The sequence below is a fragment of the Ruegeria sp. HKCCD9138 genome (assembly GCF_057220975.1).
Genome location: NZ_JBWVAZ010000002.1, coordinates 111,859 through 124,557, shown reverse-complemented (window position 1 = coordinate 124,557; position 12,699 = coordinate 111,859). Strand labels below are relative to the sequence as shown.

The following is a 12,699-nucleotide window of genomic DNA, read 5'->3' as shown; positions in this document are numbered from 1 at the left end:
GATGCGCGGGAACATGCGAAGGGGCGGTGAAACCGGAGAAAAACTCCCGCCCCTTTGGGGGTCAGAATCTGTAGCGCAAGCCGAAGTTTACGCTGAACGTGTCCAGATCATCCTCGACCGTTCCGGTAGAGGCGCCATTTGGTGCCAAACGCTGGCTTGAGACATCGAACGCGCGAGAATAGCGTGCATCGACGGTGAATGCAGTGGATGAATTGATGTCATAGGCGACCCCGGCAATCAGCTGGGCGGCAAAATTGGTATCACTGTCGTCCAATGCGACGCCCGGGCCATAAACGAAATCGAGATCCGAATATGTCGCGCCCAGACCGAATCCGGCATAGGGGGTAAAGGCGCTGTTGCCCTTGAAGTCAAACAGGACATTGGCAAACAGCGAAGTCTGGCTGACGTCTCCCGAGACATTGCCCTCAGGCGCTGGTCCGTTGCCGCTGAAATTCACACCATCCACATCGCTGTCGCGATAGGACAGTTCCAGCTCCAGCCGGGTGCCGATAGCGCTGCCGGACCACTGGGGAATTTCCCTGCCAACGGCGACGCCGAGACCAAAGCCCGCGTCGAAATCTGTATCGACCGATTGGTTCGCACCGCCGATACTGCCGGTAAAGTCGGTATCCTGAAGCTGGCTGTACCCGAGGAACCCCTGGATATAAGCCCCATTGGCCAGGCTTTGCGCCGCCAGGGTCGAGGCGCTGAGTGTCAGAACGGTGGATGCGAGAATGAAGCGGGTGAGCATGGTCAGGTCCTTTGTTCCACGAAATGCATGACGCAGATGTGGTCGTGCTGGGACCAAAGGGAAGGCAACGGCGCATCACTTCGGCTCACGGGGTTTTGGGCTCGCGTGAGTGAATAAATCGCCCAATGGCATTGGCTGGGATGAAGAACACCGTCAGACCAAATGGGCGTTACGAATTTGGTCGATCCAGCAAGGGTTCTGACAACAATTCTTCGACGAAGAAACTGAGCAGCTGCAATCGCCCGGCAACACCCGCCTTGCGGTACACGGCAGCGCTCTGAGCCTTGATCGTGCCTTCCTTGGTTTGCCTCAGTGCGGCAATTTCGGCAATGGACAGACCTTTGAGGGACAGCATCGCAACGTCGCGTTCGGCATTGCTGAGCTTCCAATCGTCGAACTGTGTATCAATCACCTGTGCGAATGCGCCCTGCGCCACGCCAAGCTGGCGCTGGATATCCCGGACGCGCTGGTTCTGGGTGCGGATCAACGCGACCGTCGCTGTCAATCCACCCAACAGGGCCAGTGAAAGAAAAAGCTCAAAACCGTGCAAACGCCGGAAACCGGCGCTTTCACCGCCGGTCCAGTCCATCATGGCATCGGTCAGGAAAAAGGTGGCGCAGAGGGCCTGCACCACCAATAGGAGCCACAACAAAGACGTTTGGGATATCTTCATGACGCTCCTTTGGTCGCGTGAGATCAGTCGTCGTCCTCTTCCGCTTCGATGTCGGTCACGGTGCCATCCGCGCTGTTCAGGACAAGTTCAGTTTCCACACCATCCTTGCTGAGTTCAACCTCGATCTCTCCGTCTTCGATTTCGAACTCTTCGATCACGTATCCCTGGGCCTCCAGAGCCGCGCGGATTTCAGCTTCGTCGGTTCCCAGTTTGTCACCTAGCCCGACATTGGCCAGCGCCAGTACCGGCGCGGTTGCAATCAGCCCGGTCAGAGTCAGCAATTTCAACGTTTCCATATCGCATCTCCTTCTTGCGTTGTGGCGATGCAAACGAGTTGGGGGCAAGGGCCGTTCGCCGCGATTGGCTTTTGGTTGAATGGGGGCGAATTGGACCAAGGTTTATGGCGTCCGAAAGCGGTATTGGGCCGTTATGTTCTGAAAGCAGTCGATTTGTGCTAGGGTAGCGCTGGGGAAATTCTACAGGCATGCGACCAGTGACGTCGGGATTTCAGACTGTTTTGAACAGGAGATGACGATGGCATTTACAGATTGGTACGTCGAAGGCGATGCATTTGGGAACTGTAACTGCGGCTATGCATGCCCCTGCCAGTTCGAGGACCTGCCGACCCATGGTCATTGCCGTGGGTTTGAGGTTCTGGAGGTCACAAAGGGACATTTCGACAATACGGATTTGGCCGGTACCAAGGCGGCGCTGATCTACGCCTGGCCGGGTCCGGTCTTTGAAGGTGGCGGTGAAATGCAGGTCATTATCGACCCCAAAGCAACCGAGACCCAGCGCTCCGCGCTGGAAAAAGTCTTTCTTGGGGAAGAGACGGAGGAGATGGCGACACATTGGTTCGTCTTCCGTGCGATGTGCGACAAAGTGCACGAAACCCTGTATTTGCCGATTGATTTCGAAATGGACATGGAAGGACGCAAGGCCAGGGTCGAAATAGGCGATGTGTTGAAATCAACCGGTCGCCCGATTCAGGCGCCGCATGGTGGCGGAGAGCATCGCGTGCGGATCGACATTCCTGGCGGCATCGAATTCACCCTGGCCGAGATCGGCAGCGCTTCGACCAAGGCGAACGCGGCGATCAAGCTGGATCTGAACGACAGCTATGGTCAGTGGCACATCATGAAACACGGACCATCAGGCGTGGCGCACTAACGCTCAGGCCTCACCAAAGTCCACCAGAACCGGGGCGGTATCATAGATGATCCGAACCGACTTGAACCGGCTCTGATCCTCGGTCAGTTCGAACAGGTCCACGCATTCGATGGTCTCGGGGTGCCCGTCCCTGATGGTGCGCGTGTAGTCGAAATGCACGGCCATCTGCAGCGAACCGGATGTGTCTGCAAAGGTGTTCTTGTGAATGGTGGACCGGTCGCTCGTGATTTTCATCACGTTGGAATAGAAATCCCGCGCCGGTTGTTTGCCTGAAACCGGCGAGGTCGCCGTCGCATCCGTAGCAAACAGGTTCAGCATCTCGGACACGTCGCCACTTTCGATGGCATGCAGATATTGCCGCGCCAGGTCTTCAATCCGATCTTTGTCCGACATCGCCATCCCTCCATCTGGGCCTGATGCCACTCTAGCACAAAAAAGGCCCCGGCGGTTTCACCGGGGCCTCTGTCACTGGAAAGAAGGGCAGATTACTCTGCGCTTTCCTCTTTCTTCTCTTTCTTCTCGGGAACGATCTCTTCGCCGGTCTCCTGATCGACAACTTTCATCGACAGGCGCACCTTGCCGCGATCGTCAAAGCCCAGCAGCTTGACCTTAACTTCCTGACCTTCCTTCAGAACATCCGAAGGATGGTTCAGGCGGCGGTTTTCGATCTGGGACACGTGGACCAGACCGTCGCGCTTGCCGAAGAAGTTCACGAAGGCGCCGAAGTCGACGATCTTGACCACTTTACCGGTGTAGATCTGACCTTCTTCCGGCTCGGCCACGATCGAATAGATCATGTCATAGGCCTTCTTGATCGATTCACCATCGGGCGAGGCGATCTTGATGACACCGTCGTCGTTGATGTCGACCTTGGCACCCGAGGTTTCCACGATCTCGCGGATGACCTTACCGCCCGAGCCGATCACTTCACGGATCTTGTCGGTGGGGATGTTCATGGTCTCGATGCGCGGAGCGTGGACCGAGAATTCGTTGGTCTCGGACAGGGCTTTGCCCATCTCGCCCAGGATGTGCATCCGGCCTTCTTTGGCCTGTGCCAGAGCGGTTTCCATGATCTGGGGCGTGATGCCTGCGACCTTGATGTCCATCTGCAGCGAGGTGATGCCGTTCTCGGTACCTGCCACTTTGAAGTCCATATCGCCCAGGTGGTCTTCGTCACCCAGAATGTCGGTCAGAACAGCGTATTCGCCGTCATCTTCCAGGATCAGACCCATGGCCACACCGGCAACCGGCGCTTTCAGCGGAACACCCGCATCCATCATCGACAGCGAACCGCCGCAGACAGAGGCCATCGAAGACGAGCCGTTGGATTCGGTGATCTCGGACACCACGCGAACGGTGTAGGGGAAGTCGGTCGGCGCAGGCAGAACCGCCTGCAGCGCACGCCATGCCAGTTTACCGTGGCCGATCTCGCGACGGCCGGGCGAACCCACACGGCCCACTTCACCAACCGAATACGGAGGGAAGTTGTAGTGCAGCAGGAAGTTCGATTTGAAGTTGCCATGCAGCGCGTCGATGAACTGTTCGTCGTCACCGGTGCCCAGCGTGGTCACGGCCAGCGCCTGTGTTTCACCACGGGTGAACAAGGCGGACCCGTGGGTGCGCGGAAGCAGCGAGGTTTCAGCTTCGATGGCACGAACATCAGTGGTCGAGCGACCGTCAATGCGCTTGCCGCCTTTGACGACGTCACCGCGCAGGATGCCGGCTTCCAGCTTCTTCATCGCCGATCCAAGATTGGCGTCTTCCAGCTGTTCCTCGGTCAGCGCTTCCTTGATCGCTTCACGGGCAGCGGCAACAGCGGCGGTGCGCTCTTGCTTGTCGGTGATCGCGAAAGCGGCGCGCATCTGCTCTTCACCGGCAGCCGAAACAGCGGCGTACAGCTCCGAGTAGTCGGGGGCGACGAATTCAAACGGCTCTTTTGCGGCTTCTTCGGCCAGCGAAATGATCAGGTCGATGACCGGCTGGATTTGCTCGTGCGCGAAGGTCACGGCGCCCAGCATTTCTGCCTCGGACAGCTCGTACGCTTCCGATTCCACCATCATCACGGCGTCTTTGGTACCGGCCACAACCAGGTCCAGACGCTGTTCGGGGTTCAGGCGCAGGTCCTGCATGTCGTCCACGGTCGGGTTCAGGACGTATTCACCGTCCACGAAACCAACGCGGGCACCGGCGATCGGGCCCATGAAAGGCGCGCCGGAAATGGTCAGGGCTGCAGATGCCGCGATCATCGCCACGATGTCGGGATCGTTGACCAGGTCGTGGGACAGCACGGTGCACATGACCAGAACTTCGTTCTTGAAGCCGTCAACGAACAGCGGGCGGATCGGACGGTCGATCAGACGCGCGGTCAGCGTCTCTTTCTCGGTCGGGCGCGCCTCGCGTTTGAAGAAGCCGCCCGGAACCTTACCGGCGGCATAGTATTTTTCTTGATAGTGCACGGTCAGCGGGAAAAAGTCCTGACCGGGCTTTTGTTGCTTGGCAAAGGTCACGTTGGCCATAACGCTGGTTTCGCCCAGCGTGGCAATCACGGTGCCGTCCGCCTGACGGGCAACCTTGCCGGTTTCCAGTGTAAGCGTCTCCTCGCCCCACTGAATCGATTTCTTTGTTACATCAAACATATGCGTATCCTAGAAGGGAGCGCTCCCGGCCCTCCGGGTCTCCCGTTTGCATGGCGGCCCCATTGCCGCCGACCCCAATTTATCTTCCGTTCGAGTGCCGGGGTCAGGGCACAACGTCTCAGATATCGCGCGCATACATGAGATTGCGACCAAAGGAAAGAGCGCAGATGTGCGCTCAACGCGGTGCAATCCCGGAAATCAAAGCGTTTAGGCTATGACTTTTGGTGGGATCCCGACGACTGGGTAAGCAACCGGTTCGCTGTGCGGATCAGGTAGGTTTCAATCTTCAGAAAATAGATGTGCGAAATGATTAGATTAAAGGCCAGGAGAAGCACGACCAGAACCATGAAAACCGGGTAGCTCAGGTCGCTGTACGTCGGAACATAATAGACGATGACCGGAATCAGGACCGCATGGATCAGATACAGGGCATAAGATGAATCTCCCAGCGGGCTGAGGAAATTGAAGAACCTCAATCCCCATCCATTCCGCTCAAGGATCACCACACCCGCAACCAGAAATACGCTTGGCACGCCCCACAGCACGACGACCGGGTAAACCCAGAAGCCCAAGGCGACGCTCAACCAGAAACCCAGGATCGCCACAACGACCATCAAGGCCCCGAGCCAGGTCGGAAAGACAATGGTGCGGGTGGCGACCCAGCCAAGAAATGCACCTGCTGCAAACTCCAGCAGCAAGCCATTGGTCATCAATCTCGGCAGCCCAAAGGCGGTATCAACAGTGGGTTGCCAGATTAGGCCGATCACGATGCTCAGCATGAAAATGACACCCAGCCAGATGACCCTTTGAAACAACGGAATACGCAGCGCGATCAGGGCTGCGAAAACCGCGTAGAAATACACCTCGTAGGCCAGTGTCCAACCGACATCAATCAAGGCGCTGGCCCCGTTGGGCAGCAGGAGGAACGAACCAATCCAGATTTCAGGCTGATCCGGCAGTTCCCGACCAATCAGCAGCGCCAAGGGTATGCCGATCGCCGCGACCAGCCAATAGGACGGATAAATACGCGAAAACCTCTTGCGCAGAAATCGGGTCCAGTTGCCGCCATTGTCCTGATTTGTCCACATCATGATGAAGCCGCTGACGACAAAGAAAATGTGAACCCCGGCTGCGCCCAGCCCGGAACTGGAAAACGTGTTGGGAAAGGAAACGCCCAGACTTCCGTGAAGCCAGATCACGCAGTGATAATAAGCAACGCCTGCGGCCGCAATCGCCCGAAGTGCCTGAATGGAATGAAGCAATGGTAAAACCCAAATCTGCAAGCAACGATAGCCTACGGGCGCGGAGAGAATCGCGTCAAGGCCCTTGATCGTTCCGAAATTTCATCTGCGCGTGGTCATGATTTTCAGTGGTTTATTAGGAAATTTGAATGCGTTTTGAGAAAAATCGCTGCGCGTGTAGGCTGTTACCACAAGACCCAAGGCCGAAATGGCGGCAGAACGCCAAGGGAATTCACGTTTCAGACCCGTCAGCCGGCCGAATACCTTGGCGTTTGCACCCAGCGAACAGAGGGGCAATCGAATGGCTCAATCCAAGAAAATGCTGGACCCGGATCCACGCATCTATGATTTCGAAACGGAATTCGAACTGGGACAGGACAACGTTCGGCCTTTCGGGCTGGACATCCACAACCCGGTCTTCCTGATCTCAAGTATCCTGATCTTTGCGTTCGTTTTGATCGCATTGGCAAACCAGGAGGATGCGGCCACGTTCTTTGGCTGGCTCAGACCCTGGCTGACCAGCACTTTCGACTGGTTCCTGGTGCTTTCGGTCGATGCCATCACCCTGTTCTGTCTGGCATTGATCATCTTGCCGGTTGGCAAGGTTCGGATCGGCGGCAAAGACGCCAAGCCCGACTATTCCTATGCTGGCTGGATCGCCATGATGTTTGCTGCCGGCATCGGTATCGGTCTGCTGTTTTTTGGCGTGTTAGAGCCGGTTTACTACAACTTTGCCGAAGGCGGTAACGCCCGCCCACTGGGCATCGATATCGCAGTGCCGGGGAATGAGTATGTCGGTATCGTCGGCACGATCCACCATTGGGGCCTCGAGGGTTGGGCGGTCTATGCCGCTGTCGGTCTGAGCCTCGCAATCTTCAGTTATAACCTCGGTTTGCCGTTAACACTACGGTCCGCCTTTTTCCCACTGCTGGGAGAGCGTGTCTGGGGCTGGTGGGGTCATATCATCGACACACTGGCTGTTTTTGCCACGCTGTTCGGGCTGACCACTTCGCTGGGACTAGGCGCGCAGCAGGTTGCAGCGGGGTTGAACGAGGTGTTTGGCATTGAACCCAGCCCCACAGTCGTCGTTCTGCTGATCATCGGTATTACCATGATCGCGCTGGGCTCGGTCCTGTTGGGTATGGATGCGGGTGTCAAACGGCTGAGTGAGATCAATATGATCATGGCCGTTGGCCTGTTCCTGTTTGTGATCGCAGTTACGGGCATCGGCACTGCCATCGCCCGCTATTTCAGCGTAATGACCGACTACGTCATGATGCTCCCGGCCTTGTCCAACCCGTTCGGCCGAGAAGACACAAGTTACTTCCACGGGTGGACAACGTTCTACTGGGCGTGGTGGATCGCTTGGTCGCCCTTTGTTGGCATGTTCATCGCCCGTATTTCCCGCGGTCGCACTGTGCGTGAGTTCGTTATTTGCGCCCTGCTGGCGCCGACGGCCGTTTGCGCGCTTTGGATGTCAACGTTTGGCGGCGCTGCAATCGATATGCTGAACGCAGGCGGCGCAGAAGGTGTCCACGCGACAGTGATCGAAACCTACGCCCCGGAAGGCGCGTTGTTCGGTTTCCTGAAGGAACTTCCGCTCTACGGTATCGTGGCACCGATCGCCCTGATTCTGATCGTGGTATTCTTTGTCACGTCATCGGACTCCGGCTCGCTTGTGATCGACACGATCACCGCTGGCGGTAAGATGGACGCCCCCGTGGTGCAGCGCGTGTTCTGGTGCACCCTCGAAGGTCTGGTCGCCATTGCTTTGTTGCTGGGCGGCGGTCTTGCGGCCCTGCAAGGCGCTGCCGTGTCGACCGGTATCCCATTCACGCTGGTGGTACTGATCATGTGCTATTGCCTTTGGCTGGCACTGAAGTCCGAGAAGGCCAAGATTTAGCGTTCGGCTTTAAAAAACGTGAAACGCCCGTTGCAAGACGGGCGTTTTGTTGTGTTTGCAGAGTCTGACGCGCCGCCAGATGCGTCTGTCGCGATTGAGGTCACAAAACAGCGCATGCTTCCGCAATCAATCCCACTGAAGCGTGTAGGTTCGGACAGTTTCGGTTTTGCCCTTTAGGTCAAGCTCATTGGAATTGAAGTTGGTAACCGGTGTGTTCAGCCTTTCGAACACAGACTCTGTCAGAAGAATTTGGTTCTCTGCCGCCTGACTTTGAAGCCGGGCTGCTGTGTTCACAACATCTCCGACAGCGGTGAAGTTCCGGGATGACCCCATCGCCATTTCGCCGATCTGAGCGATGCCAATGTTCATTCCAATTCCGATACCCGGCATATTGGGTTCGGAATTGACTCGGTCCAAAAGGCGCTGAGCAGCACGGAGCATTACGTCTGCTGTTCGTTTCCCAAGCGATGCCATTGGCACCGGGTATATCGCCATAACCTGATCGCCGATGAATTCGATCAGCGCATCGTCGCGAGTGATTTCTTCCTCCGCGATTTCATAAAACCGAGACAGCATTTCGGCGACTTCGGAAGGTGAATGGATTTCGGACCAGCTGGTAAAACCCCGCATGTCCGCAAACATCAACCCCGCTTCCACATCAAGGGTTTTGGTTGGCAAACCTTCAAAACAACTTCGGCAAAAGTTTGGGTTTTCAGCAGCGGGTTTAATGCCCAAGATTGCGCCAACTCCGCGAAACGGCACCAGGCACAATCGGCACCTCGGCGAAGCGGGCAGTATCCGAGTGACTTTCCTGACCCTTCCGACAAACCCACTTTCACAAAGACTGAATGCAAGAGGTTGGTTGTCCGAGGTCAGCCTTTGAATCAGCCAGGCATCGTGGTTGTAGATCAAGACGACCATGCCAATAGCTAAAGCGAGAAAAACCAGGACACCAGCGAGTATCGAGAAGCTTAAGGCTACGTAGGCAGCCGCTGTCAGAAACAGGATCTGAAGCGCTATTACACCAGTTTCGATGAGTCGGGCATTTCGCATCAACGCACCTGCCTTTGAACACCAGAAAGCCTAACATCATTGGCGATTCGTTGAAATTGAGACGAATGCGTGAGCATCCGGGCAGCGGATTGAAATATGCCAGAGTGAAGAACGGCCTCTATTGCCGGCCGGGCAGGTTGCCCGATTCTTGCCCTGGTCGGCAATCGTTGGGCGCCAAGGCTGTTGGTTATTGGTGTTTGAACGAAGAACGCCCACCAGTTTGGTGGGCGTACAAATCACTGGAACAAGGTTCAAATTCCGTTGGATAACGCCAGAAAGCGCTTAGCGACGGATACCCAGCTTTTTGATCAGGTCCTGGTAGCGCGCTTCTTCCTTACCCTTCAGGTAGTCCAGCAGCTTGCGGCGCTGGGCAACCATTTTCAGCAGACCGCGACGACCGTGGTTGTCTTTCTTGTGGGTCTTGAAGTGATCGGTCAGGGTGTTGATGCGCGAGGTCAGGATGGCAACCTGGACTTCAGGCGAACCGGTGTCGCCGTCCTTGGTTGCGAATTCTTTCATGACGCGTGCTTTTTCAGCGGCAGTAATCGACATCGGGGTCTCCTTCGAAGGTTAGAGTTGATGGCGCAGGCCGGGATGTCGTCCAGCACAGGCCCATGGAGAAAACCGCACCGATTCCGACGCGGATGGGCGCGTATAGGCGTATTCGCGGGAAATGGCAAAGGGATTCTGTCAGTTCAGCCGGTGGCAGCGTATTGAGCCATGTGGGCTTCGGTCACAAGCCGGATGTCCTGAACAGTGAACCCTTCGGTACGGTAAAGTTGCGCGACGTCCTGACCGTTGAACTTCACCAGTGTCAGATCCTCGTTTCCGGGGTCGGGTTCGATGGTTATCTCGGGGTCATCCTGCCCTTCCCAAGGAACCAGCAACTTGTCCTGCCCGATCTGAAAATCCATGATTGTGGCGCTTTGCTGCCCTGCTGGGGTGCTCAGAACGAACTCATCAGCGCCATTGCCCCCGGTCAGGACATCCGGGCCTTCGGCAATCAGGGTGTCGTTCCCGGTACCGCCATTCAGAAAGTCGGCAGAGGACTCGCCCGTGTCGTCGCCGCCGAACAGTATATCGTCCCCATCCCCGCCAAACAGCGAGTCTGCGCCCGCACCTCCGGCCAGTCGATCCGCGCCCGCACCGCCTTGCAAGGCGTCATCGCCATATCCGCCCAGCAAAACGTCGTCATCCTGCCCGCCATAAAGTTCATCGTCGCCCGCACCGCCAACCAATTCATCATCACCGAAATGCCCGTAAAGGGAATCGCCGCCGGCTCCGCCGTCCAGCACGTCATCGCCGCTTTCGCCATGCAATTTGTCCGCCCCTGCGCCGCCGGACATGTCGTCTGACCCGTTGCCGCCGTGAAGCACGTCATTGCCCTGACCGCCATCAATGCGGTCATCGCCGTCATACCCGTTGATCTGATCGTTTCCGCCCTGACCAATAATGTCGTCAGAGCCTTCACCTCCAACGATGACCAGATTTCCTTCGAAATCCGAGATGACTTCACCCGAGCCTGGTGTTTGTATGTCGACCTCGGTCGGTTGATCGACGTTGTCGCCATCATCCAGCAGATTGCCCTGCGTGGTGTCTTCGGGCGCTGTTTCATCCATCGGGTCATCCTCTTCCCGGTCGTCCGAGAGGAAAATGTCGCCCATCGCGTAGGCCGCACCGCCAACGGCTGCCAAACCAAATAATCCGATCAGAAACATGGGAGCCCTCCGAAAGCACACTGCCCCGGATCGAAATATTCCATGCATTCAGAAGGTTGGTCAAAGCCAAGGTGGCGTTGTGGTTAACCCTTTGTCACCGGGGCCAGGGCTGGGGCTGTTGCGTATAGGCGATGTACAGGGGATGTTTCGGATGACCGTCCTTGGTAAGCCCAAGATGGAAAAGGGCCTGGCCGGTTCCACGCAGCAGAGTTTCAACCGCAGGCCCGCGCGCCAGATGCGCGCCGTGGGTACCCCAGGCGGCGATGATTTGGTCTGCCCATTGAACACCGTCCAAAATAGCGTTGTCGTTCTCTGGTCCTACCGGATCGGCGGCAGCGCGCATCTTGCGCGGGTCGGTGTCGCGCCAGGCAAAGATATTGGTCACCTGAAACGCCCCGAACCCCAGCGCCCGCGCACGGCGTTCACAACGTTCCACGGTCGGATCATTCTGCACCTCGGTTGCGGTCGAGGGGTTCAGCATCACAAACAGTGCCTTTCGCCCTTCCGGGTCCCAGATGCGGGTCAGGCTGTAACGGTACTTCTCGCAATCGGAATAGATGGCGGTCGAGGGCGCATCGCCCTTGGTGTGGGAACGGGTGATCATGCCCTTCGCCTAGCACGTGGATCAGGTGACGAACACCCGGCTGGGATGCAATTCGCCGGATTTGTAGATGCCCACGGCCACCGCCTTGCCGTCCAGTGAGGCCCAGGCCTCATCGCCATATTCCACGTCCGCGGCCAGCACCATGCCCGGATTGCCGTTGCGCAGACGAGTGGCGCCCTCGGGAGTGCATTTCAGCTCGGGTAGGTCCGACAGGCCGGTTTCCAACGGGTGCAGGTACTCGTCCAACGCGGTGGTCTTGGCCATCTCGTCGACCTGCTCGATGCTCAGCCCGTCCTCGGCTTCGAACGGGCCGGACCAGATGCGACGCAGCTCTTTCACGTGGCCGTGACAGCCCAACGCTTCACCCAGATCGCGCGCGATTGAGCGGACGTATCCGCCCTTGCCGCAGGTCATTTCCAGTACGACATGGTCCTCGTCGGGGCGGTCGACCAGAACCAGTTCCTCGACCCACAGGGGGCGGGCGGACAGTTCCACATCCTCGCCATCGCGGGCCAGCTTATAGGCGCGTTGCCCGTCGATCTTAACGGCCGAGAACTTGGGCGGGACCTGCATGATCTCTCCCAGAAACTGGGACAGAGCCTGTTTGATGTCATCATCTGAGGGGCGGGCAGGGCTTTCCGCGATCACTTCACCCTCGGCGTCGTCGGTATTGGTGGCCTGCCCCAGACGGACGGTGAAGGTGTAGGCCTTCAGCGCGTCGGTGATGTAAGGAACAGTCTTGGTCGCCTCTCCCAAGGCCACGGCCAGAACGCCGGTTGCCTCGGGGTCCAGCGTGCCCGCGTGACCCGCCTTTTTCGCGTCCATCGCCCAGCGCACCTTGTTGACCACCGCGGTCGAGGTCATGCCCGCGGGCTTGTCCACCACCAGCCAGCCGGAAATGTCGCGACCCTTGCGTTTGCGTCCCATCTTGCACCTTGAATCTTGCCGAA

Annotated in this window: 13 protein-coding genes; 2 read left to right on the top strand and 11 right to left on the bottom strand. The window is 57.5% G+C overall.

Annotation, left to right across the window (positions count from 1 at the left end):
- Positions 1 to 61: 61 nt before the first annotated feature.
- From AC2TEL_RS03865 to AC2TEL_RS03855, 3 genes are all read right to left on the bottom strand, one after another.
- Entirely contained in the window at positions 62 to 751 is a 690-nt protein-coding gene (locus AC2TEL_RS03865; RefSeq protein ID WP_480902018.1) for an outer membrane protein, read from the bottom strand.
- 169 nt (positions 752 to 920) lie between these two features.
- Positions 921 to 1,424: a helix-turn-helix transcriptional regulator gene (locus AC2TEL_RS03860; protein ID WP_480902015.1), complete on the bottom strand. Its 504-nt coding sequence runs from the start codon at positions 1,422 to 1,424 to the stop codon at positions 921 to 923.
- Between the two features lie 23 nt (positions 1,425 to 1,447).
- Positions 1,448 to 1,720, bottom strand: coding sequence for a PepSY domain-containing protein (locus AC2TEL_RS03855; RefSeq protein WP_480838177.1), 273 nt, complete (start codon positions 1,718 to 1,720; stop codon positions 1,448 to 1,450).
- Positions 1,721 to 1,958: 238 nt separating this feature from the next.
- Here AC2TEL_RS03855 and AC2TEL_RS03850 point away from each other — a divergent pair, with 238 nt between their 5' ends.
- Positions 1,959 to 2,594, top strand: coding sequence for a DUF1326 domain-containing protein (locus AC2TEL_RS03850; RefSeq protein ID WP_480902013.1), 636 nt, complete (start codon positions 1,959 to 1,961; stop codon positions 2,592 to 2,594).
- A 3-nt stretch (positions 2,595 to 2,597) separates the two neighbouring features.
- On the opposite strand, the gene AC2TEL_RS03845 is transcribed toward AC2TEL_RS03850, so the two are convergent.
- From AC2TEL_RS03845 to AC2TEL_RS03835, 3 genes are all read right to left on the bottom strand, one after another.
- Positions 2,598 to 2,987: a nuclear transport factor 2 family protein gene (locus tag AC2TEL_RS03845; RefSeq protein WP_480902011.1), complete on the bottom strand. Its 390-nt coding sequence runs from the start codon at positions 2,985 to 2,987 to the stop codon at positions 2,598 to 2,600.
- 92 nt (positions 2,988 to 3,079) lie between these two features.
- A complete protein-coding gene (gene pnp / locus AC2TEL_RS03840; protein ID WP_480902010.1) occupies positions 3,080 to 5,230 on the bottom strand; it encodes a polyribonucleotide nucleotidyltransferase in 2,151 nt (716 codons plus the stop codon).
- Between the two features lie 212 nt (positions 5,231 to 5,442).
- The gene (locus AC2TEL_RS03835) at positions 5,443 to 6,492 is read right to left on the bottom strand and encodes an acyltransferase family protein (RefSeq protein ID WP_480902008.1); all 1,050 of its coding nucleotides are present in this window, start codon (positions 6,490 to 6,492) and stop codon (positions 5,443 to 5,445) included.
- A gap of 280 nt (positions 6,493 to 6,772) precedes the next feature.
- Here AC2TEL_RS03835 and AC2TEL_RS03830 point away from each other — a divergent pair, with 280 nt between their 5' ends.
- Positions 6,773 to 8,374, top strand: a complete 1,602-nt coding sequence (locus AC2TEL_RS03830) for a BCCT family transporter (RefSeq protein WP_480838167.1) — start codon at positions 6,773 to 6,775, stop codon at positions 8,372 to 8,374.
- Between the two features lie 126 nt (positions 8,375 to 8,500).
- Here AC2TEL_RS03830 and AC2TEL_RS03825 read toward each other — a convergent pair whose 3' ends face one another.
- The 5 genes from AC2TEL_RS03825 to truB all read right to left on the bottom strand — a co-directional run bounded on the left by AC2TEL_RS03825 (position 8,501) and on the right by truB (position 12,676).
- Complete coding sequence (locus AC2TEL_RS03825; protein ID WP_480902006.1) at positions 8,501 to 9,016, bottom strand: adenylate/guanylate cyclase domain-containing protein; 516 nt, start codon at positions 9,014 to 9,016, stop codon at positions 8,501 to 8,503.
- A gap of 693 nt (positions 9,017 to 9,709) precedes the next feature.
- The gene (rpsO, locus tag AC2TEL_RS03820; RefSeq protein WP_480838163.1) at positions 9,710 to 9,979 is read right to left on the bottom strand and encodes a 30S ribosomal protein S15; all 270 of its coding nucleotides are present in this window, start codon (positions 9,977 to 9,979) and stop codon (positions 9,710 to 9,712) included.
- A gap of 143 nt (positions 9,980 to 10,122) precedes the next feature.
- Complete coding sequence (locus AC2TEL_RS03815) at positions 10,123 to 11,145, bottom strand: calcium-binding protein (protein ID WP_480902004.1); 1,023 nt, start codon at positions 11,143 to 11,145, stop codon at positions 10,123 to 10,125.
- 94 nt (positions 11,146 to 11,239) lie between these two features.
- Positions 11,240 to 11,749 carry a DUF1643 domain-containing protein gene (locus AC2TEL_RS03810; RefSeq protein ID WP_480838161.1) on the bottom strand — a complete coding sequence of 170 codons (510 nt, stop codon included), beginning with the start codon at positions 11,747 to 11,749 and terminating at the stop codon, positions 11,240 to 11,242.
- 21 nt (positions 11,750 to 11,770) lie between these two features.
- Complete coding sequence (gene truB / locus AC2TEL_RS03805) at positions 11,771 to 12,676, bottom strand: tRNA pseudouridine(55) synthase TruB (protein ID WP_480902001.1); 906 nt, start codon at positions 12,674 to 12,676, stop codon at positions 11,771 to 11,773.
- Positions 12,677 to 12,699 lie beyond the last annotated feature (23 nt).